19 protein-coding genes are annotated in these 20,699 nt (G+C 68.5%); 5 read left to right on the top strand and 14 right to left on the bottom strand.

The window, feature by feature from the left end:
* Window positions 1-2 precede the first annotated feature (2 nt).
* The 6 genes from lptE to bamE form a co-directional block, all read right to left on the bottom strand.
* A complete protein-coding gene (lptE, locus tag H0X90_RS20075) occupies window positions 3-554 on the bottom strand; it encodes an LPS assembly lipoprotein LptE (RefSeq protein ID WP_006483412.1) in 552 nt (183 codons plus the stop codon).
* Window positions 555-592: 38 nt separating this feature from the next.
* Entirely contained in the window at window positions 593-3,187 is a 2,595-nt protein-coding gene (gene leuS / locus H0X90_RS20080) for a leucine--tRNA ligase (RefSeq protein WP_059721662.1), read from the bottom strand.
* Window positions 3,188-3,451: 264 nt separating this feature from the next.
* Window positions 3,452-3,910, bottom strand: coding sequence for a biopolymer transporter ExbD (locus H0X90_RS20085; RefSeq protein ID WP_006496723.1), 459 nt, complete (start codon window positions 3,908-3,910; stop codon window positions 3,452-3,454).
* A gap of 24 nt (window positions 3,911-3,934) precedes the next feature.
* Window positions 3,935-4,603, bottom strand: a complete 669-nt coding sequence (locus H0X90_RS20090; RefSeq protein WP_058901257.1) for a MotA/TolQ/ExbB proton channel family protein — start codon at window positions 4,601-4,603, stop codon at window positions 3,935-3,937.
* 18 nt (window positions 4,604-4,621) lie between these two features.
* Window positions 4,622-5,419 carry a 4-hydroxy-tetrahydrodipicolinate reductase gene (dapB, locus tag H0X90_RS20095; protein WP_006485630.1) on the bottom strand — a complete coding sequence of 266 codons (798 nt, stop codon included), beginning with the start codon at window positions 5,417-5,419 and terminating at the stop codon, window positions 4,622-4,624.
* 65 nt (window positions 5,420-5,484) lie between these two features.
* Entirely contained in the window at window positions 5,485-6,282 is a 798-nt protein-coding gene (gene bamE / locus H0X90_RS20100) for an outer membrane protein assembly factor BamE (protein ID WP_006496725.1), read from the bottom strand.
* 141 nt (window positions 6,283-6,423) lie between these two features.
* Between bamE and fur the strand changes: the two genes are divergently transcribed.
* Window positions 6,424-6,852, top strand: coding sequence for a ferric iron uptake transcriptional regulator (gene fur / locus H0X90_RS20105; RefSeq protein WP_006400349.1), 429 nt, complete (start codon window positions 6,424-6,426; stop codon window positions 6,850-6,852).
* A gap of 94 nt (window positions 6,853-6,946) precedes the next feature.
* On the opposite strand, the gene H0X90_RS20110 is transcribed toward fur, so the two are convergent.
* The 3 genes from H0X90_RS20110 to H0X90_RS20120 form a co-directional block, all read right to left on the bottom strand.
* Window positions 6,947-7,480, bottom strand: coding sequence for an ureidoglycolate lyase (locus H0X90_RS20110; protein WP_006484667.1), 534 nt, complete (start codon window positions 7,478-7,480; stop codon window positions 6,947-6,949).
* A 14-nt stretch (window positions 7,481-7,494) separates the two neighbouring features.
* Window positions 7,495-8,502, bottom strand: a complete 1,008-nt coding sequence (gene alc / locus H0X90_RS20115; protein WP_077189457.1) for an allantoicase — start codon at window positions 8,500-8,502, stop codon at window positions 7,495-7,497.
* A 104-nt stretch (window positions 8,503-8,606) separates the two neighbouring features.
* Window positions 8,607-9,926 carry a C4-dicarboxylate transporter DctA gene (locus tag H0X90_RS20120; RefSeq protein WP_006484664.1) on the bottom strand — a complete coding sequence of 440 codons (1,320 nt, stop codon included), beginning with the start codon at window positions 9,924-9,926 and terminating at the stop codon, window positions 8,607-8,609.
* Window positions 9,927-10,168: 242 nt separating this feature from the next.
* Between H0X90_RS20120 and H0X90_RS20125 the strand changes: the two genes are divergently transcribed.
* On the top strand, window positions 10,169-10,861 hold the full coding sequence (locus H0X90_RS20125) for a FadR/GntR family transcriptional regulator (RefSeq protein ID WP_034178446.1): 693 nt from the start codon (window positions 10,169-10,171) through the stop codon (window positions 10,859-10,861).
* A 30-nt stretch (window positions 10,862-10,891) separates the two neighbouring features.
* On the opposite strand, the gene cynR is transcribed toward H0X90_RS20125, so the two are convergent.
* Entirely contained in the window at window positions 10,892-11,782 is an 891-nt protein-coding gene (gene cynR, locus H0X90_RS20130) for a transcriptional regulator CynR (protein WP_077189469.1), read from the bottom strand.
* A 312-nt stretch (window positions 11,783-12,094) separates the two neighbouring features.
* On the opposite strand from cynR, the gene H0X90_RS20135 reads away from it, so the two are divergent.
* Window positions 12,095-13,294: an MFS transporter gene (locus tag H0X90_RS20135; protein ID WP_012492961.1), complete on the top strand. Its 1,200-nt coding sequence runs from the start codon at window positions 12,095-12,097 to the stop codon at window positions 13,292-13,294.
* A 125-nt stretch (window positions 13,295-13,419) separates the two neighbouring features.
* On the opposite strand, the gene H0X90_RS20140 is transcribed toward H0X90_RS20135, so the two are convergent.
* A complete protein-coding gene (locus H0X90_RS20140) occupies window positions 13,420-14,478 on the bottom strand; it encodes an L-idonate 5-dehydrogenase (protein ID WP_077189458.1) in 1,059 nt (352 codons plus the stop codon).
* Between the two features lie 13 nt (window positions 14,479-14,491).
* Window positions 14,492-15,265, bottom strand: a complete 774-nt coding sequence (locus tag H0X90_RS20145; protein WP_034201869.1) for an SDR family NAD(P)-dependent oxidoreductase — start codon at window positions 15,263-15,265, stop codon at window positions 14,492-14,494.
* 149 nt (window positions 15,266-15,414) lie between these two features.
* On the opposite strand from H0X90_RS20145, the gene H0X90_RS20150 reads away from it, so the two are divergent.
* A complete protein-coding gene (locus H0X90_RS20150) occupies window positions 15,415-16,305 on the top strand; it encodes a LysR family transcriptional regulator (protein ID WP_077189459.1) in 891 nt (296 codons plus the stop codon).
* A gap of 77 nt (window positions 16,306-16,382) precedes the next feature.
* Here the strand turns inward: H0X90_RS20150 and gap are convergent, their stop codons facing one another.
* Both gap and tkt read right to left on the bottom strand, forming a co-directional pair.
* Window positions 16,383-17,393, bottom strand: coding sequence for a type I glyceraldehyde-3-phosphate dehydrogenase (gap, locus tag H0X90_RS20155; RefSeq protein WP_006485712.1), 1,011 nt, complete (start codon window positions 17,391-17,393; stop codon window positions 16,383-16,385).
* Window positions 17,394-17,480: 87 nt separating this feature from the next.
* The gene (gene tkt, locus H0X90_RS20160) at window positions 17,481-19,553 is read right to left on the bottom strand and encodes a transketolase (protein ID WP_006485709.1); all 2,073 of its coding nucleotides are present in this window, start codon (window positions 19,551-19,553) and stop codon (window positions 17,481-17,483) included.
* Window positions 19,554-19,768: 215 nt separating this feature from the next.
* Between tkt and speE the strand changes: the two genes are divergently transcribed.
* Window positions 19,769-20,626, top strand: a complete 858-nt coding sequence (gene speE / locus H0X90_RS20165; RefSeq protein ID WP_006485711.1) for a polyamine aminopropyltransferase — start codon at window positions 19,769-19,771, stop codon at window positions 20,624-20,626.
* Window positions 20,627-20,699 lie beyond the last annotated feature (73 nt).

Here is a 20,699-nt window from a genome sequence, read left to right on the forward strand (position 1 = left end):
GATCAGAGCGGCGGCGGCGGCAGCGGCGCGCGCGGCGCCACGCCCGGCACCACGTCCTCCGGCGCCGGCGTCAGCGAGTGGACGATCGCGAGGCGCCGCATCAGCTGGTCGACCGCGTCGTTCTGCATGTCGCCGTACAGGATGTCGGCTTCCTGCGCCTTCGCGTTCGTGTACTGGTCGCTGTACGTCATCGCGCGGTTCAGCGCGATCGCGCTCGGCGGGATCAGCACGGTGCCGTCCTTGCTCGTCAGCGTGTAGTTCAGCGTGTAGAACAGCGCGTATTCCTGCGCGGAGCCGTACTTGTTGAGCGTCAGCGTGTTCTGGCCACGCGACTCCCACATGCGCAGCACGGCGTCGGCGTCGTCCGCCGACTTGACGATCTTCGTGTCGCTGCCGGCCTGGACGAGGCGCGTGAGCCGCGCCTCGACGGGCGCCGGCGCACCGGCCACGAACAGGTGCTTGAACGCGTAGTCCTGCTGGCCGCGCAACTGGAAGCCGCATGCCGACAGCGCGACCGCGCTGCCGACGAGCATCAAAAACGATCTGCGGATCACCTTCGCTCCTTCTGGGTACGTCCGACGGCCGGCGGCCGTCAGACGACGATGTTCACGAGGCGGCCCGGCACGACGACGATCTTCTTCGCCGGCTTGCCGTCGCTGAACTTCGCGAATGCCTCGTCGGCGACCGCCGCCGCTTCGATCGCGTCGCGGCTCGCATCCTTCGCGACCTTCAGCGCACCGCGCACCTTGCCGTTCACCTGCAGCACGAGTTCGATCTCGGCCTGCTCGAGCGCGGCCTCGTCGACCTTCGGCCACGGCGCATCGAGCAGCGGGCCGAATTCGTCCGCGTAGCCGAGCGCCTTCCACAGCTCGAACGTGACGTGCGGCACGACCGGGTACAGCACGCGCAGCAGCACGCCGTACGTCTCGCGCAGCACGGCGGGCGTCGCGCCCTTCGCGCCGTCGATTGCGTTCAGCATCTTCATCGCGGCCGACACGACCGTGTTGTACTGCAGGCGCTGGTAGTCGAAATCGGCCTGCTTCAGCACGCTGTAGATCTCGCGGCGCAGCGCCTTGTCGGCGTCGCCGAGCGTCGCGGCGTCGAACCCGGCGCGCGCGGCGAGCGCTTCGCGGTTGCCGTAGCCGAAGCTCCACACACGGCGCAGGAAGCGGCTCGCGCCTTCGACGCCCGCGCCCGACCACTCGAGCTGCTGCTCGGGCGGTGCCGCGAACATCGTGAACAGGCGCGCGGTATCGGCGCCGTACTGGTCGATCAGCAGTTGCGGATCGACGCCGTTGTTCTTCGACTTCGACATCTTCTCGATGCCGCCGAGCACGACCGGCTGGCCGTCCGCGTTCAGCGTCGCACCGACCGGGCGCCCCTTGTCGTCGTGCGTGACCGTCACGTCGAGCGGGTTGTACCAGGTCTTCTTGCCTGCCGCGTCCTCGCGGTAGTACGTCTCGTTCAGCACCATCCCCTGCGTGAGCAGGTTCTTCGCCGGCTCGCCGAACTTCACGAGGCCGAGGTCGCGCATCACCTTGGTCCAGAAACGCGAATACAGCAGGTGCAGGATCGCGTGCTCGATGCCGCCGATGTATTGGTCCATCGGCATCCAGTAATCGGTGCGCGCGTCGACCATGGTCTCGGCGTCCGGCGCCGTGTAGCGCGAGAAGTACCACGACGAATCGACGAAGGTGTCCATCGTGTCGGTTTCGCGCTTCGCGGCCGCGCCACACTTCGGGCACGTGCAGTTCAGGAACGCTTCCGACTTCGCGAGCGGGTTGCCCGTGCCGTCCGGCACGAGGTCTTCCGGCAGCACGACCGGCAGATCCTGCTCCGGCACCGGCACGTCGCCGCACGACGGGCAGTGGATGATCGGGATCGGCGTGCCCCAGTAGCGCTGGCGCGACACGCCCCAGTCGCGCAGGCGCCACGTGACTTGCTTGTCGCCGAAGCCGCCGGCCTTCAGGTCGGCCGCGACCACGTCGACCGCTTCCGCGTAGCGCAGGCCGTCGTACTTGCCGCTGTTCACGCAGACCGCGGTTTCCTTGTCGCCGTACCACTCTTGCCATGCGTCGAGCGAGTACGTCTGTCCTTCGCTCGCGATCACCTGCTTGATCGGCAGGTCGTATTTCTTCGCGAACGCGAAATCGCGCTCGTCGTGGCCCGGCACGCCCATCACCGCGCCTTCGCCATAGCTCATCAGCACGTAGTTGCCGATCCACACCTCGACCGGCTCGCCGGTCAGCGGGTGCTTGACCGAGAAGCCGGTCGCGACGCCCTTCTTCTCCATCGTCGCGACGTCGGCCTCGGCGACACCGCCGCGCTTGCATTCTTCGATGAACGCGAGCAGTTCCGGCTTGTCCTGCGCGAGGCGCGTGGCGAGCGGGTGCTCGGCCGCGATGGCGCAGAACGTGACGCCCATGATCGTGTCGGCGCGCGTCGTGAACACGCGCAGCAGCTTCTGCTCGCCGTCGAGTTCGTACGGGAAGCCGAAGTTCACGCCGAAGCTCTTGCCGATCCAGTTCTGCTGCATGATCTTCACGCGCTCGGGCCAGCCGAGGCCGTCGAGATCGTTCAGCAGCTCATCCGCGTACTGCGTGATGCGCAGGTAGTACATCGGGATCTCGCGCTTCTCGACGAGCGCGCCCGAGCGCCAGCCGCGGCCGTCGATCACCTGCTCGTTCGCGAGCACGGTCTGGTCGACCGGGTCCCAGTTCACGGTGCCCGTCTTCTTGTACGCGATGCCCTTCTCGAGCATCTTCAGGAACAGCCACTGGTTCCACTTGTAGTAGTCGGGCTTGCACGTCGCGATTTCGCGCGACCAGTCGATCGCGAGGCCCATCGACTGCATCTGGCCCTTCATGTAGTCGATGTTGTCGTAGGTCCACTTCGCGGGCGGCACGCCGTTCGCCATCGCGGCGTTCTCGGCCGGCATCCCGAACGCGTCCCAGCCCATCGGCATCAGCGTGTTGTAGCCGTTCATCCGCAGATAGCGGTACATCACGTCGTTGATCGTGTAGTTGCGCACGTGACCCATGTGCAGCTTGCCGGACGGGTACGGCAGCATCGATACGCAGTAGAACTTCGGCTTCTGCGAATCTTCCTTCGTCTTGTAGGCATCGGCTGCGCGCCAGTCGCCCTGGGCGGCGGCTTCGACGTCGGCGGGTACGTATCTCTCGTGCATGGTGTGGTTCGGGCTAGGCTTTAAGCGGCGCGACGGCTCGCGCGCAGGATTGGATCGAAAATCGTGCGTGCCCGGCGCGGGAACGGGCTGACCGGTTCCGCGCCGGGAAAAACGTCGATTATACCGCCCGTGCGGGCCCGCACGGCCGGTCGCGCGGGCCAGGGCCCGTTCACGCCAATAACGGGCTTGCGCCGGCCCCCGGAATGAATTTTTCCAAACCGGGGAGCGCGCGCCGGGGCCCGCAGCGACGGCGTATCAGGCGTATCAGGGTTTCGCGCCGGCGGCGGCCGGCGCGGCCGCGCTCCCGGCCGGCGGCACGTCGGTCACGAAGCCGATCCGCGTGAGGCCCGCGGCCTGCGCGGCGCCCATCACCTGCGCGATCACGTCGTAGCGCGTCGCGCGCGACGCACGCAGCCGCAGTTCGGGCGGCGCGGCGCCCGCGGCGGCGGCCTTGAACCGCGCCGGCAGCGCGTCGAGCGCCACGGGCGCGTCGTCCCAGTAGAGCTTGCCCGCGTCGTCGATCGACAGGGTGACGGATTGCGGCGTGTCGCGCGCGACGCTGGCCGCGACCTTCGGCAGGTCGAGCCGGATCGCGTGCGTCATCAGCGGCGCGGTGATGATGAAGATGACGAGCAGCACGAGCATCACGTCGATCAGCGGCGTCATGTTGATTTCCGCCATCGGCGCGGACGTCTTGTGGTGCTCGAGCCCGCCGAATGCCATGGTCGTTCCTCCGGAACCGGCGCGTCAGGCGCCCTGCGCGCACACGAAGACGTGCAGATCGCGCGCGAAGCCGTCGAGTTCCTCGGCGAGCTGCCGGACGAGCCGGCCGAGGATGTTGTACGCGAGCACCGCGGGAATCGCGACGACCAGCCCGAACGCGGTCATGATCAGCGCCTCGCCGACCGGCCCCGCGACGTTCTCGATCTGCGCCTGCCCGCTCGCGGCGATGCTGCCGAGCGCGTGATAGATGCCCCACACGGTGCCGAGCAGCCCGACGAACGGCGCGGTGCTGCCGATCGACGCGAGCAGCACCTGGCCGAATTCGAGACGCCGCTGCGAGCGCAGCATCGCGTGACGCAACGCGCGCAGCACGCGTTCGCTGCGCTCGACACGCGCGGCCAGCGCGGCCGGGTCGTGGTCGTCGGCCGCATCGCGCGCGGCTTCGGCGAGCGGCACGAACACGCGCTCGCGATCGGCGCCGGCCAGCGCGGCGATGCCCGCGTCGAGCGACGGCGCGCGCCAGAACGCGGCGAGCGCGCGCGGCCCCTGCCGCTTCGCGCGGACCAGCAGCCAGGCTTTCATGAAGAGGAAGCACCAGCTGGCGACGGACATCGCCAGCAGCACATAGGAGACGGCGTGCGTGATCGCATCGCCGCTTTCGAGGTAGTGGACAACGCCGGTGGGAATCGCCATCGGAGTTTCCTCGCGGTGTCAGCGCAGGCCGAGCACGTCCTGCATGTCGAACAGGCCGGCGCCGCGCGCCGACAGGAAGCGGACCGCACGCAACGCGCCCTGCGCGTACGACACGCGGCTCGACGACTTGTGCGTGATCTCGATGCGCTCGCCGATCCCGGCGAACAGCACGGTGTGATCGCCGACGATGTCGCCGCCGCGCACCGCGGCAAAGCCGATCGACGACGGATCGCGCTCGCCCGTCACGCCGTGGCGGCCGTACACCGCGCAGTCGTCGAGCGAGCGGCCGAGCGCGCCGGCGACGGCTTCGCCCATCATCAGCGCGGTGCCCGACGGCGCGTCGACCTTGTGGCGGTGATGCGCTTCGATGATCTCGATGTCGTAGCCGTGCGAGAAATGCTTCGCCGCGAATTCGAGCAACTTCAGCGTGACGTTCACGCCGACGCTCATGTTCGCCGCGAACACGATGCCGATCTTGCCCGCCGCGGCTTGCAGCTCGGCCTTCTGCTCGGCGGTGAAGCCGGTCGTGCCGATCACGAGCTTCACGTCGTGGCGCAGCGCGGCCGCAATATGGGCCATCGTGCCTTCCGGACGCGTGAAATCGATCAGGTACTCGGCCTGCGCGAACACGGCGTCGAGATCGTCGGTCAGCTTGATCCCGGTGTCCTTGCCGAGGAACGCACCGGCGTCCTGGCCGAGGAACGGCGAACCGGCGCGGTCGAGCGCGCCGACGAGCTGCGCGTCGGCATCGTTGAGAACGGCTTCGATCAGCATCCGGCCCATTCGGCCCGATGCGCCGGCAATCGCAATCTTCATGGCTTTCTACACGACAGGTCTAAAGGCGGGCGGCGCATGCCGCCCCGTTTCCGCACGCCGGCCGCTTACTGCGCCGGTGCGGTGAGCGGCTGGTTCTGCAGGTTGTCCGAGCCTTGCGGGCCGACGGGCGGCGACGCCTCGTTCGACACGTTCGGCGGCGGCGGACGGTGGAACTGGAACTGCGGCTGGATCGCCGGCGCGGCGCCCGGCGGCTGGCCGCCCGGCACCGGCGCGCCGCCCGAGGCCTGCGCGGCCGGCGTGAACCGGCGCGAACCCGAACCCTGGCCCGACACCTGGTTGGTCGCGCGGTTCGCCGCGCGCGCCGCCTGGGCGTTCGCATCCTGGTCGACCGCCGCGCCGGATGCCGGCACGGTGGCCGGGCTCGCCGCAGCGGCAGCCTGCGCGGCGCTCGCGGCGGCCGCGGCTTCGGAAGCCTTCTTCGCCGCGGCAGCGGCCTTCGCCTTCTTGCCGCCGCGGTCGCCGTCGATGTCGGCCAGCAGGTCGAGCTCGGACGGCAGGTTGTCGGCGCCGGTCCAGCTCGTGACGCGATCGCCCGAGAAGTTGACCACGAGGTCGCGCTGCTGGACGATCGACGTCGAGCCGCGCTTGAAGTAGAAGAGATAATCCCAGCGATCCGCGTGGAACATGTCCGCCAGCAGCGGTGTGCCGAGCAGCGCGCGGACCTGCTCGCGCGTCATGCCGGCCTGCAACTGTGCGGCTTTCTCCTGCGACACGAAGTTGCCCTGCACGACGGTGATCCGATACGGCGTGATGCTCTGCGCAATGCGCTGCGTCACGCTGTCGTACGACGAACAACCCGCCAGCGCGACAACGGCGGCGGCAGCGATGATGGCACTCCGCATGCGACTCCTCTGAAAGTGCGAAAGCGATTCTGGGATCATTTCCTTCACCGTGCTGGCCCGCGTGCAGGCCGCGCGTATATCTGGAACGGCGAAAAGCCGGTAACATTGAAGCCCTGCATTGTACTCTAGGGATGCCTAGCCATGACCAATCCGACGGATCTCAAGAATATCGGGCTAAAGGCCACCCTACCGCGCCTCAAGATTCTCGAGATCTTCCAGCAGAGCCCCGTGCGCCACCTGACGGCCGAAGACGTCTACCGCAACCTGCTCAACGAGCAGCTCGACATCGGGCTCGCCACCGTCTATCGCGTGCTCACGCAGTTCGAGCAGGCCGGCCTGCTGTCGCGCAGCAACTTCGAATCCGGCAAGGCGGTGTTCGAGCTGAACGAAGGTTCGCACCACGACCACCTCGTGTGCCTCGATTGCGGCCGCGTCGAGGAATTCTTCGACGCCGAGATCGAGAGCCGCCAGCAGGCGATCGCGAAGGAACGCGGTTTCCGGCTCCAGGAGCACTCGCTCGCGATGTACGGTTCGTGCACGACCGAGAACTGCCCGCACCGCAAGCACTGAAGCGCGCCACCCGCGCACGCAAGACGGCCCGGCCGGCATCTCGCCGCCCGGGCCGTCCGCTTTTTCGGGGAATGGCGCCGCGCGCCCGGAAGGCTTACGAAAGCCCTTCGGCGCCCGCGCAGGCCGGCTCGAACTCGAGCGCCCACGCGCATTCCAGCGGGATCTCGTCGCAATTCGGCTGCGGCCCGCCGCGATCGACGATCACGAAATCGCTGACCGCGTCGAGCGCGAGCAGCGGATGGTGCCAGACGCCCTTCGCATAATTGACGCCCTGCCAGCCCTCGGCCAGGAACGCGCGCATCGCGTCGGGCCGGAATTCGCCGGCCGGCGCGACGACGATCGCGTAGCGCGACACCGCCGCGAGCGGGATGAACGCCTGGCTGCCGTGAGGATGACGCTCCATCAGCGTGATCGCGACCGGCACCGCGCGCGGCTGCGCGCGAAACACGCTGACGAGCGGCCGGCCGCCGTCCGCGCAGACGTCGATCGTCGCGAGATCGTGAAAGCGCTCGGTCGTGCCGCCGTTGATCGGGAAATGCCGCGCGCCTTCGAGCGCGATCACGTCGCCGAACGGCGCGAACGCTTCGCGGGTCAGGCGCTCGACGCGCAGGATCGGGGTTCCGCTCATGCCGCTGCCCTCCTTCAAGCCGGCTCGCCCCACAGACGCAGGCGCGACACGCCGCCGTCCGGGAAGATGTTGAACCGCACGTGCGTGACGGGGCCTAGCGCCGCGAGCTGGTCGAACGTGTGCACGTGATCCATCTGCAGCTTCTGCTCGCCGAGCAGTTCGGCCCAGAACATCGCCTGCGTGACGAGCGAATCGTCGGTGCCGCCCGTGACGTGCGCGGCCTGCAGCGAGCAGCGATCGGGGAAATTGCCCTTGAAGAACGCCGTGTCGACCTCGACGCGCCGGAGGATGCCCGGCCGCGCGAGCGCGACGATCGCCCAGTCGTTGCCGGGCTCGCGGCGGCGCCGCGTTTCCCAGCCGTCGCCCATGTTCACGCCGCGCCCCGGCATCAGCATCTGCGAGGCCGGGCCGAAGTGCTGGTTGTTCGCGGCCACCAGATAACCGCCGTTCTCGATCGCCGCGAGATCGACCAGCTCGCCGGCCGGCACGTGACGCCAGTCGCGCTGCGGCTGGCCGTACACGCGCAGCCGCGCGAGCCCGCCGTCCGGATACAGGTTCACGCGCAGGTGCGTGACCGGCCGCGCATCGTCGACGCTCACGTAGTGATGCGAGTTGCCCTGCAGCGTCGTCGCGGGGACGATGGTGCGCCACTCGGCGTCGTCGGGCGGCGTGTCGCCGTCCACCGCGCAGGCCTCGATCGACGCGGCCGGCGGGAAGTTGCCGGTGAAGTGGCTCGTATCGAGATCGACGCCGACAATCACGCCCGGCCGCGCCAGACGCACCACGCAAAAGTCGTGGCCGGTCGTGCGCTTGCGGCGCGTTTCCCAGCCGTCCATCCACTTGCCGTGGTCGTCGTACTTGCCGGGAATGAACACGGCCGGCTCCGGATTCAGCATGCGCTCCTTCGGCGCGAAGAATTCGTCGCTGGCGAACAGCGCCTGCGCCCCGAGGCGCGGGTCGGCGAGGTTCATGTAGCGCCGCGTGAAAGCCGGCGCGTTCGGATCGAGAATGGGGGCTGCCATGTCGTCTCCATCATGTTGAGAAGCGCCGGCACGTCATCGCACCGGTCGCATGAAGTTCGGTCGCGCGGGGCGGCCAGGGGCGCCGCGCCGCGCGGGAGTCGCGTTCAGAGCGCGTGGGCCTGGTCGCCGGCGACCGGTGCGGCGCTGCCCGGCGCGTCGGCCACGTAGCGCAGCTCGCGGTTCAGCACGCGTTTCGCGCGGGCGCGGTCGATGTCGTTCTCCCACACCGCGACGACGACCGTCGCGACGCAGTTGCCGATCAGGTTGGTCAGCGCGCGGGCGATGCCGACGAACCAGTCGACCGGCAGGATCAGCACGAGGCCGAGCACCGGAATCGCGGGAATCGCCGACAGCGTCGCCGCGAGGATCACGATCGCCGAGCCGGGGATGCCGTGCGCGCCCTTCGACGTGACGAGCGACACGAGCAGCACGACGATCAGGTCGTGCGTGGACAGCGGCGTGTTGGTGGCCTGTGCGATGAACAGCACGGCGAGCGTCAGGTAGATCGAGAAGCCGTCGAGGTTGAACGAATAGCCGGTCGGGATCACGAGGCCGACGGTCGAATCCTTGATGCCCATGTATTCGAGCTTGCTCATCACCTGCGGCAGTACCGCGTCCGACGACGCCGTGCCGAGCACGATCGACAGTTCCTCGCGCAGGTAGCGGATCAGCTTGAACACCGAGAAGCCCGCGAGCCGCATCACCGCACCGAGCACGACCGTGACGAACACGAAGCAGCTCAGGTAGAACACCGCGACCAGGTAGCCGAGCTGCTTGAGCGACGCGACGCCGTACTTGCCGGTCGTGAACGCGATCGCGCCGAGCACGCCGAGCGGCGCGAGCTTGATGATGAAGCCGATGATCCGGAAGAACACGTGCGACAGTTCCTCGATCAGCGAATTGACGCGCTGCGCCTTGTCGCCGAGCAGCGACAGCGCGGAGCCGAACAGCACCGCGAACACGAGGATCTGCAGGATGTCGCCCTTCGCGAACGCGTCGATCGCGGTCTCGGGAATGATCTTCATCAGGTAGCCGGCCGTGTCCTTCAGGCTTTCGGCGTTCTTCGCGTACGTCGACAGCGACGCCGCGTCGAGCGAGCGCAGGTCGATGTTCATCCCGACGCCCGGGCGCGTGAGCCACGCGAGCACGAGCCCGATGCCGAGCGCGAGCGTCGTCATCACCTCGAAGTAGACGACGGCTTTCAGGCCGACCCGGCCGACCTTCTTCAGGTCGCCCGCATTGGCCATCCCGCTGACCACGACGCAGAACACGATCGGGCCGATGACCATCTTGATGAGCTTCAGGAAGCCGTCGCCGAGCGGTCGCAGCGACTCGGCGAAATGCGGGAAGAACGCGCCTAGCGCGACCCCCAGGATCAATGCGACGACTACCCGGCCAAACAGCGAATTGAGGAATTTCGACACGGCGCTCTCCCGATCCAACGGTTGCAGTTTCGTCTGTTCATACTGGTAAGACCAGTGGTGTTATGGTGGATAGTAGGAAGCCGATATAGTGGCGTCAAGGACGGACAAAATAGGGATTTCCCGCCCCTGTGCACGCCCCGCCGGCGCATCGGAAAGGGGCGGATCGTGGCTTTCCCGTAGGGCCGTCGTGCACCGCCCGCGTGCGGATTACAATCCCGGTCAGACCGGCCATCGTTCACATCATGAAAAATGTTCCGCATACCGTGACCGACGCCGCCATCGCAACGATCCGCGACCGGATCGAGGCAGGCGTGTATCCGGTCGGCAGCCTGCTGCCGGCCCAGCGCCAGCTCTCCGAGGAGCTGGAGATCAGCCGCGCGTCGCTGCGCGAGGCGCTGTCGACGCTCGAGGCGCTCGGGATGCTGCGCATCCGCGCGGGCAAGGGCGTGTACGTCGAAAGCGCGCAGGCGTCGGCCGCGCATCCGTGGCAATTCGCCGAGCAGTCGTCGCCGCCCGATACCTACCAGATGCGCTATGCGCTCGAAGGGTTCGCCGCGCGAATGGCCGCGCACGTGGTCAGCGATGCCGACATCGCGTGGTTCGAGGACAACCTCGCCGACCTGCACGTCGCGCTGACCGAAAGCGCGCTCGACGAGGCGTCGCGGCTCGATTTCGACTTCCACATGCGGATCATCCATCTGGCCGGCAACGCGGCGATCGAGTCCATCCTGCGCAGCAGCGCGGACATCATGAAGGAAAGCCAGCGCATGCCGTTCTACCGGCGCGAGCTGCTGCTGTCGACGTGGCACGAGCACCGCGCGATCGTCGACGCGCTGATCGCGCGCGATGCGGCGGCCGCCGGCACCGCGATCGAAACGCACATCGCGAACGCCGCGCAGCGCGCGGGCATCTTCTTCCCGACGCCCGGCGCGTAATCCTCCCGCGCCGCCGCCCGGCCGGTCCGGTCACCGTTCCGACCGATCGCGATACGCGCGCACGCGCTCGATGAGCGCGCGGGCCGCGACGCTGCGGTACGCGCCCTTGCGCGTGAGCAGCGCGGCCGTGCGCGTCGGCAGCGGCGGATCGATCTCCAGCGCGCACAGGTCGCCGCTCTCGCGCGCGACCGCGTCGGGCAGCACCGTCGCGAGCCGGCCGCGCCGCACGAGCGCCAGCACCGCGCTGACCGTATTCGTCTCGATCGCGATCAACGGTCGCGCGTCGTGCTCGACGAAATACCGGTCGATCCGCTCGCGCGTCGCGAACGCACGGCTCAGCAGCACCAGCGGCTCGCCGCCGAGTTCGGCCGGCGTGAGCGCGCGGCGATGGCGCGCGAGCCGATGCGTGCGGCCCGTCACCAGCGCGAGCGGCTCGTCCCACAGCGGCAGCGCGTCGATGTCCGGCGCGCGCGGCGGCATGAACGCGAAACCGGCGTCGAGCCGGTCGTCCGCGAGCAGCGCCTCGATGCGTTCCTGCGGCATCGCGTCGATCGTCAGCGCGACGTTCGGATGGTCGGCATGGAACGCGTCGATCAGCGAGCCGCTCAGGTAGGCCGCGAATGTCGGCATCATCGCGAGCCGCAGCGAACCGCGGCCGAGATCCGCGACATCGTGCAGCGCGCGCTGCACGGTATCGAGCTCGTGCAGCGCCGCGCGCGCATGGCGCGCATAGACCTCGCCGAATTCGGTGAGCCGCACCGTGCGGCCCGAGCGGTCGAACAGCTGCACGCCGAGCGTTTCCTCGAGCTGGCGGACCTGCTGCGACAGCGTCGGCTGCGACACGTGCAGCGCGTCGGCCGCGCGCGTGAAACTGCGCTGCTCGGCGACGGCCAGGAAATAGCGGATGTGGCGGAGAAGCATCGCGGCCAACGTATTGGTTTTGCCAATAGAGACCATAACGATCCAGTCTTGGACGCTATGGGTCGATTCCCGCATCATACGCACATCCGCTTCCGCGCACCGCCGCTGCCGGCGCACCGGAGCGGCACGCCCGGGCCTGCCCTGCCACCGCCCGCCGCACGACGATCCGCCGCCCGCCCGATCCGGGCCCGGCCGCGATCCGCCCGGCGCGCATCGGCTCACCGCCGATCCGTCGACGCGGGCCCCGATTTCCGTCACCCCGCGCAGCCGACGGCCCCGTGCCGCCGGCCGGCGCCGCCGTTTTTCGCGATCATGGAACCGCATCACGACAACCACCCTCCCCTCACCCGCGGCATGACGCTGCTGTTCGCGTGCGCGTGCGGCATCGTCATCGGCAACATCTACTACGCGCAGCCGCTGCTCGCCGCGATCGCGCACAGCTTCGGGCGCGCGCCGACCGAGCTCGGCTATCTCGTCACGCTGACGCAGCTCGGCTATGCGGCCAGCCTGCTGCTGATCGTGCCGCTCGGCGATGCGGTCAATCGCCATACGCTGATCGTGCGGTTGCTGATGCTGAACGTCGTCGCGCTGGTCGCGGTCACGTTCAGCACCAACTTCACGATGTTCGTCGTCGCGAACGTCGCGGTCGGCTTCGTCACCTGTTCGACGCAGCTGCTCGTGCCGTTCGCGGCGTCGCTCGCCGATGCGCGCTCGCGCGGCCGCGCGGTCGGCACCGTGATGAGCGGGCTCCTGCTCGGCATCCTGCTCGCGCGCGTCGCGGCCGGCGCGATCGCCGACGGGTTCGGCTGGCGCGCGGTGTACGGCATCGCCGCGGTGCTGGTGCTCGCGCTGACCGCAGTGCTCGCCGTGAAGCTGCCGAAGGATCGGCGCGACGCGCGGCTCGACTATGCGGCGCTGATGAAGTCGCTCGTCGCGCTGGTGCGCGCGCAGCCGCTGATCGCGCTGCGCTCGACCTACGGCGCGCTCGTGTTCGCGTGCTTCAGCCTGCTGTGGACGGGTCTCACGTTCCTGCTGAGCCAGCCGCCGTACAGCTATTCCGAAGGACAGATCGGCCTGTTCGGCATCGTCGGCGCAGTCGGTGCGCTCGCGGCGACGTCGGCCGGCCGGCTGGTCGATCGCGGCCACGGCAATGCCGCCACCGGCCTGTTCGCGGCGGCCGTGCTCGGCGCGTTCGCGCTGATCGCGACCGGCGCGCATTCGCTCGCGGCGCTGATCGCCGGCATCCTGCTGCTCGACGTCGGCGTGCAGGGCATGCACATCTCGAACCAGAGCGTGATCTATGCGCTGGCCGGCCATGCGCGCAGCCGCGTGACGACGATCTACCTGACGAGCTACTTCATCGGCGGCGCGCTCGGCTCGTTCGCGGCGAGCGTCGCGTACGGCCTCGACGGCTGGCGCGGCGTATGTATCGCGGGTGCCGCGCTATCGGGTGTGCTGATCGCGCTGTGGCTCGCGTCGCAACGCGTCGGTTCGCGGCAGGTCACGCAATGAGGCGGTAGAGCGGCAATCCAGCAATTCGTTTGCGCCGCACGACGAAAAAGGCACGCGCCGCGCATCGCGGGCGTGCCTTTTTGCCAGGGGCGTCACTGCCGTCTCGACGCGCCAGCGCCGCACCGTCACGCGGCCTCGCTCGCGAAATCGATCAGCACCTTCATCGCCCGCTGGCGGTCGCCTGCCAGTTCGAATGCGAGGTTCGCGTCGCGCATCGGGAACACGCGCGTGACGGCCGGCCGCAGGTCGACGCGCCCCGCGTTGATCAACTGCACCGCCAGCGCGAATTCCGCGTGGAAGCGGAACGAGCCGCAGATCGACAGCTCCTTCGCGACCACGACGTTCTGCGGCAGGCTCACGTCGCCGCCGAGCCCGAGCTGCACGACGATGCCGCGCGGGCGCATCACGTCCAGCCCGTCGCGCAGCGCGCGCGCATTGCCCGAACACTCGATCATCACGTCGAACGTACCCTTGCCGGCGCCGTAGCGTTCGACCCAGCCGGCATCGGCCGCCGCATTGATCGTGCGGTCCGCGCCGAGCGCGCTCGCGATTTCCAGCGGCGCGTCGACGACGTCGGTCGCGACGATCTCCGCCGCGCCGTGCACGCGCGCCGCCGCGACCGCCAGCACGCCGATCGGCCCGCACCCCGATACGAGCACGCGCTTGCCGATCAGCGGGCCTGCCCGCGACACCGCATGCAGCCCGACCGCGAACGGCTCGGCGAGCGCCGCGAGCGACAGCGGCACGTGATCGGCGACCTTCACGCACTGCACCGCGTCGCACACGAGCGCGTTGCGAAACGCGCCCTGCACGTGCGGCATCCGCATCGCGCTGCCGTAGAAGCGCATGTCGAGACACTGGTTCGGCAGCCCTTCGAGACAGTAGCGGCACACGCCGCACGGCCGGCTCGGATTGACCGCGACGCGATCGCCGACCTTCACCGACGTCACGTCCGGCGCCACTGCCGCGACCGTGCCCGCGACTTCGTGGCCGAGCACCATCGGCTGCTGCAACCGGATCGCGCCGAAGCCGCCATGCCGGAAGTAATGCAGGTCCGAGCCGCAGATGCCGCCCATCGCGACGTCGACACGCACCTGGCCCGGGCCGATCTCGCCCGCGTCCTGCTCCTCGACCCGCAGGTCGTTCGGCCCGTGGATCACCACACACATGCAACGCAACCGCATGACGCGCTCCTGGTTAGACGGCACTGGTCAGCCCGCCGTCGACGAACAGCGTCTGGCCGTTCACGAAATCGGACGCGGCCGACGCGAGGAAGATCGCCGCGCCGCACAGCTCGTCGACCTGCCCCCAGCGGCCGGCGGGCGTACGCTTGCACAGCCAGTCAGAAAACGCCGCGTCGTCGACCAGCGCGCGATTCAGTTCGGTTTCGAAATAGCCGGGTGCGAGGCCGTTCGCCTGGATGCCGTGGCGCGCCCAGTCGGCGCACATCCCTTTGGTCAGCATCCGCACCGCGCCCTTGGTCGCCGCATACGGTGCGATCGTGGGCCGGGCGAGCTCGCTCTGCACCGAGCAGATGTTGATGATCTTGCCGTGGCCACGCGCAATCATGTGCCGCGCGACGGCCTGCGCGACGTTGAACACGCCGTCGAGATTCACGCGCATCAGCGCATGCCAGTCGTCCGGGTCGAAAGCGTCGAGCGGCGCGCGGCGCTGGATGCCCGCATTGTTCACGAGGATGTCGATCGCGCCGACGCGCGCCTCGAACTCGTCGATCGCCGCACGGACCTGCGCGTGCTCGGCCACGTCGAACACCGCATGGTCGGCCGCGAAGCCTTCGTCGCGAAACCGGCGCGCGAGCGTCGCGGCCTTCTCTTCATTGCGATCGTTGATGACGATCGCCGCGCCGGCTTCCGCGAGCCCGCGGGCGAGCGTCAGTCCGATCCCGCGGCCGGAACCGGTAATCAGCGCGCGGCGGCCGTCGAGGCGGAACCGGTCAAGCGCATGGGTCATGGATGTCTCCTCGTGCCAGTCGAGCCGGCGCCCGTCGCGCCCGGTCTCGTGTTCACGATATCTTCGGCCGCCGGCCCGGCCCGCGCCAATGGTCTTTTTTGATCCGGTTATCATGAAAACTGATTACCGTCGCGTCGTCCCCGCCACCCATGGAACTCAAGCAATTGCGCGCCTTCGTCACGCTCGCGGAAGAGCTGCATTTCGGGCGCGCCGCGCAGCGCCTGTTCATCGTGCAGCCCGCGCTGAGCATGCAGATCAAGGCGCTCGAGGCGGAACTCGGCGCGCGCCTGTTCGAGCGCGACCGGCACAAGGTCGAGTTGAGCGACACCGGGCGCGTGTTCCTGCCGGAAGCGCGGGCGACGCTGCAGCAGGCCGCGCGCGCGGAACAGATCGCGCGGCTGTCGAGCCGCGGCGAAATCGGCACGCTGCGGATCGCGTTCGTATCGTCGGTGTTGCCGGCGCTGCTGCCGGCCGTGCTGCGCACGATGCGCGAGCGCTACCCGCTGATCGCGCTCGAACTGAAGGACATGCCGACGCCCGACCAAGTCGCCGCGCTGCGCGACCGCCGGATCGACTTCGGGATGATCCGGCTGCCGGCCGCGTATGCGGGCATCGACACGCGCGTGGTGCTCGAGGAAGGGTTCGTCGTCGCGCTGCCGCTCGACCATCCGCTCGCCGCGCACCACACGGTTTCGGCAGCCGCACTGCGCGGCCAGCCCGTGTTCGTGCTCGCGCGCCGCTACGCGCCCGGCTTTCACGACGACATGCTGCTCGCGCTGAGCCGCGCGGGCACGACGCTCGACATTGCGCAGGAGTTCGGCGAATTCACGACGATGCTCGCGCTCGTCGCGGCGGGAATGGGGATCGGGCTGATTCCGGCGGAAGCGGCCAGCGCGCTGCCGCCGAACGTGCTCGCGCGGCCGCTCGACCTGGCCGGGCATCGCAGCGGCATCGGGCTCGCGTGGGCCGATCTCGACAGCCCGCTGAAGCGCGCGTTCGTCGATGCGATCGAGCACGTGACGGCGAACGCCGGGCAATAAAAAACCCGGCCGGGAAACCCCGGGCCGGGCTCGTTCGCCACGCCGGCCGCCTTGCGGCGGCCGCGCGACATGCGGGATTACTTCGCGTTCGCGAACGCGACAGCCGTATCCAGCATGCGGTTCGAGAAACCCCACTCGTTGTCGTACCAGCTCGAGACCTTCACGAGGCGGCCCGACACCTTGGTCAGCGTCGCGTCGAACGTCGACGAAGCCGGGTTGTGGTTGAAGTCGATCGACACCAGCGGTGCGTCGTTGTAGCCGAGGATGCCCTTCAGCGCGCCTTCCGATGCTTCCTTCATGATCGCGTTGACTTCCTCGACCGTCGTGTCGCGCTTCGCGATGAACGACAGGTCGACGATCGACACGTTGATCGTCGGGACGCGGATCGCGTAACCGTCGAGCTTGCCGTTCAGTTCCGGCAGCACGAGGCCGACGGCCGATGCCGCGCCCGTCTTCGTCGGGATCTGGCTGTGCGTGGCCGAACGCGCGCGGCGCAGGTCTTCGTGATAGACGTCCGTCAGCACCTGGTCGTTCGTGTACGCGTGGATCGTCGTCATCAGGCCGGTTTCGAGGCCGATCTTGTCGTTCAGCGGCTTGACGAGCGGCGCGAGGCAGTTCGTCGTGCACGATGCGTTCGAGATGACCGTGTGCTCGGCCTTCAGCACGTCGTGGTTCACGCCGTAGACGATCGTCGCGTCGACGTCCTTGCCGCCCGGCGCCGAGATGATCACCTTCTTCGCACCGCCCTTCAGGTGCGCGCTCGCCTTTTCCTTCGTCGTGAAGAAGCCCGTGCATTCCATCACGACGTCGACGCCCAGCTCGCCCCACGGCAGTTCGGCCGGGTTGCGGTTCGCGAGCACGCGGATCTTGTCGCCGTTCACGACGAGGTAGTCGCCGTCGACCGACACTTCGCCCGGGAACTTGCCGTGCGCGGTGTCGTACTGGGTCAGGTGCGCGTTGGTCTTCGCATCGCCCAGGTCGTTGATCGCGACGATCTCGAGATCGTGCTTCTTGCCGTTTTCATAGAACGCGCGCAGCGTGTTGCGGCCGATACGGCCGTAGCCGTTGATTGCGACGCGAATCGTCATGGTCTATCTCCTGATGGCTGAAAAAATTCGTTTCGTGCAGCTTCACGGTGCGACGCGCGCGAGGGGTGGCGCGCGCCGCGTATGCTTTTAGGCCAGCACGGCCTTGGCGGTCTCGACGACGTGCTCGACGGTGAAGCCGAAGTACTTGAACAGCACGCCGGCCGGCGCCGATTCGCCGAACGTGTCGATCCCGACGACGCCGCCTTCGAGGCCGACGTACTTGTGCCAGAAGCTCGTCACGCCCGCTTCGATCGCGACGCGGCGCACGCCGTGCGGCAGCACGCGTTCGCGGTACTCGGCGTCCTGGCGGTCGAACACGTTGGTCGACGGCATCGACACGACGCGGGCCGCGATGCCCTGCTGCGCGAGCGGCTCGACGGCCTTCATCGCGAGTTCGACTTCCGAGCCCGTCGCGATCAGGATGATCTTGCGCGCGACGATTTCTTCGTCCCAGTCCTTCAGCACGTAGCCGCCCTTCTCGATGTTGGCGATCTGCGCATCGGTACGCGGGTTGAACGCGAGGTTCTGGCGGCTGAAGATCAGGCTCGACGGACGATCCGCGGCGACCGCGTGAGTCCAGGCGACGGCCGTCTCGACCGTGTCGGCCGGACGCCAGACGTCGTGGTTCGGAATCAGGCGCAGGCTCGACACGTGCTCGATCGACTGGTGCGTCGGGCCGTCTTCGCCGAGGCCGATCGAATCGTGCGTGAACACGAAGATCGACGGCACCTTCATCAGCGCGGCCACGCGCAGCGCGTTGCGGCTGTAGTCGGAGAACGTCAGGAACGTGCCGCCGAACGGCTTGTGGCCGCCATGCAGCGCGAGGCCGTTGATCGCGGCGCTCATGCCGAATTCGCGCACGCCGTAGTTGATGTGGTTGCCGAGCAGCACGCCCGCGCCTTCCGGATTCGCGCGCACCGCCTTCGACGCCTTCCAGTTGGTCAGGTTCGAGCCGGTCAGGTCGGCCGAGCCGCCGAGCAGTTCGGGCAGCGCGGCGGCCAGCCCTTCGATCGCCTGCTGCGACGCCTTGCGGGTCGCGACCGTCTCGGCGCGCTCGTTCGCGCCGGCGATGATCGCTGCCGCCTTCTCGGCCCAGTCGGCCGGCAGCTTGTTCGCCATCCGGCGCTCGAATTCGGCGGCTTCCGCCGGGAACTTCGCACGATAAGCGGCGAACGTCGCGTCCCATTCGGACTCGGCGCGCTTGCCGGCTTCCTTCGCGTCCCAGGCCGCATAGACTTCCTGCGGAATCACGAACGGCTCCCACTTCCAGCCGAGCGCTTCGCGCGTCTTCGCGATTTCTTCCGCGCCGAGCGCCGCGCCGTGCACGTCGTGGCCGCCGGCCTTCGTGGCCGCGCCCTTGCCGATCACCGTCTTGCAGCAGATCAGCGTCGGCTTGTCCGACAGCTTCGCCTTCGCGATGGCCGCGTCGACCGCATCGACGTCGTGGCCGTTCACGTTCGGGATCACGTTCCAGCCGTACGCTTCGAAGCGCTTCGGCGTGTCGTCGTGGAACCAGTTGACGACGTCGCCGTCGATCGAGATGCCGTTGTCGTCGTACAGCGCGATCAGCTTGTTCAGCTTCAGCGTGCCCGCGAGCGAGCAGGCCTCGTGCGAGATACCTTCCATCAGGCAGCCGTCGCCGAGGAACACGTACGTGTGGTGATCGACGATCTTCGCGCCGTCACGGTTGAACTCGTCGGCCATCAGCGCTTCGCCGAGCGCCATGCCGACCGCGTTCGCGAGACCCTGGCCGAGCGGGCCGGTGGTCGTCTCGACGCCCGGCGTGATCCCGTATTCGGGGTGGCCCGGCGTCTTCGAGTGCAGCTGGCGGAAATTCTTCAGCTCCTCGATCGGCAGGTCGTAGCCGGTCAGGTGCAGCAGCGAGTACAGCAGCATCGAGCCATGGCCGTTCGACAGCACGAAACGGTCGCGGTCGGCCCAGTGCGGGTTCGTCGGGTTGTGCTTCAGATGGCGCGACCAGAGTGCGACGCCGATTTCGGCCATGCCCATCGGCATGCCGGGGTGGCCGGAGTTCGCTTGCTGGACGGCGTCCATCGCGAGCGCACGGATCGCGTTGGCCATCAGGGTGGTGGAGGCGGGAGACGAAGTCGTCATGTCGAGTCCGGAGAACGAGTCGAGGAAACGGGGGCACGGCGGCATCCGGAAGCTCGAGCGTCAATCGTTCCCGGCGCGCGGTGCGGCGCCTGACGGACGCGAAGCGGACGGAGCCAACGGACGGGGCTGCAAAGCTCGTCATTTTAACAGATGGGCTGACATTTCCCTTGTCGGCGCATCGTGTTCCGGCACGGTTTTCCACCAAACCGCCCGCCTCCTATAATTCAGGCGTCGGAACTGCCCGCCCCAGCGGCCCGCCCGTGAGCACGACCCTTCTCTTTCACCCTACGCCCGACGCCACCTACGGCTTCCCGAATGCGCGGCGGCTCGCGCACGTCGCGTCCCCGCACCAGCAGATCGAAGTCTGGGAAACCCCGCAGCTCGGCCGGCTGTTCACGCTGGACGGCCGGCCGATGACGTCGGTCGGCGACGAGTACGTGTATCACGAGTGCATGACGCACCCGGCCGCGCTCGCGCATCCGTCGCCGAAGAAGGCGCTCGTGCTCGGCGGCGGCGACGGCGGCGCCGCGCGTCAGTTGCTCAAGCACGCGTGCATCGAACGGATCGTGATCGCCGAACTCGACGACGAGGTGGTCGGGATGGCGCGCCGCTATCTCGACGACGTGCACCAGGGTGCGCTCGACGACCCGCGCGTCGAGGTCGTGATCGGCGACGCCGCGCATTTCGTCGAGGCGACGATCGAACATTTCGATCTCGTCGTGTTCGACCTCACGCCGCCCGATTCGCCGGCGGCCGGCCTCTATACGCGCGCGTTCTACGCGCGGCTCAAGCGGATCCTCACGCGCTGCGGCGCGATCTCGATGCATCTCGGCTCGCCGGTGTTCCACGCCGCGCGCATCGCGGCGCTGCTCGACGACCTGCGCGCGAGCTTCGCGGTCGTCGATCCGCTGTCCGCGCACGTGCCGCTGTACGGCTCGCAGTGGCTGATGGCGATCGCGAGCGACACGCTCGATGCGGCCGCGCTGTTCGCGCACGATGTCGACGAACGGCTCGCGGCCCGCCGCGTCCACGGCCTGCGCTACTACGATGCGCGACTGCATGCGTCCCTCTTTGCCCTGCCGCGCGCGCTGCGCGATACACTGGGCGTTCGCCGCTGAACATCCGGACGGCCGCAACGTTCCGTTGTTCCAGCATGAGACCGGCGCAGGCGCGAGAAGCGCCGACACTGTG

It is taken from the genome of Burkholderia sp. 9775_39 (genome assembly GCF_015712225.1).
Taxonomy (GTDB): domain Bacteria; phylum Pseudomonadota; class Gammaproteobacteria; order Burkholderiales; family Burkholderiaceae; genus Burkholderia; species Burkholderia cenocepacia.

Excerpts from the sequence above, each read along its gene's own strand:
- leuS (WP_059721662.1), bottom strand. The coding sequence starts at position 3,187 with ATGCACGAGAGATACGTACCCGCCGACGTCGAAGCCGCCGCCCAGGGC.
- H0X90_RS20085 (WP_006496723.1), bottom strand. The coding sequence starts at position 3,910 with ATGGCATTCGGCGGGCTCGAGCACCACAAGACGTCCGCGCCGATGGCG.
- H0X90_RS20090 (WP_058901257.1), bottom strand. The coding sequence starts at position 4,603 with ATGGCGATTCCCACCGGCGTTGTCCACTACCTCGAAAGCGGCGATGCG.
- dapB (WP_006485630.1), bottom strand. The coding sequence starts at position 5,419 with ATGAAGATTGCGATTGCCGGCGCATCGGGCCGAATGGGCCGGATGCTG.
- bamE (WP_006496725.1), bottom strand. The coding sequence starts at position 6,282 with ATGCGGAGTGCCATCATCGCTGCCGCCGCCGTTGTCGCGCTGGCGGGT.
- fur (WP_006400349.1), top strand. The coding sequence starts at position 6,424 with ATGACCAATCCGACGGATCTCAAGAATATCGGGCTAAAGGCCACCCTA.
- H0X90_RS20110 (WP_006484667.1), bottom strand. The coding sequence starts at position 7,480 with ATGAGCGGAACCCCGATCCTGCGCGTCGAGCGCCTGACCCGCGAAGCG.
- alc (WP_077189457.1), bottom strand. The coding sequence starts at position 8,502 with ATGGCAGCCCCCATTCTCGATCCGAACGCGCCGGCTTTCACGCGGCGC.
- H0X90_RS20125 (WP_034178446.1), top strand. The coding sequence starts at position 10,169 with ATGAAAAATGTTCCGCATACCGTGACCGACGCCGCCATCGCAACGATC.
- cynR (WP_077189469.1), bottom strand. The coding sequence starts at position 11,782 with ATGCTTCTCCGCCACATCCGCTATTTCCTGGCCGTCGCCGAGCAGCGC.
- H0X90_RS20135 (WP_012492961.1), top strand. The coding sequence starts at position 12,095 with ATGGAACCGCATCACGACAACCACCCTCCCCTCACCCGCGGCATGACG.
- H0X90_RS20140 (WP_077189458.1), bottom strand. The coding sequence starts at position 14,478 with ATGCGGTTGCGTTGCATGTGTGTGGTGATCCACGGGCCGAACGACCTG.
- H0X90_RS20145 (WP_034201869.1), bottom strand. The coding sequence starts at position 15,265 with ATGACCCATGCGCTTGACCGGTTCCGCCTCGACGGCCGCCGCGCGCTG.
- H0X90_RS20150 (WP_077189459.1), top strand. The coding sequence starts at position 15,415 with ATGGAACTCAAGCAATTGCGCGCCTTCGTCACGCTCGCGGAAGAGCTG.
- gap (WP_006485712.1), bottom strand. The coding sequence starts at position 17,393 with ATGACGATTCGCGTCGCAATCAACGGCTACGGCCGTATCGGCCGCAAC.
- tkt (WP_006485709.1), bottom strand. The coding sequence starts at position 19,553 with ATGCCGCCGTGCCCCCGTTTCCTCGACTCGTTCTCCGGACTCGACATG.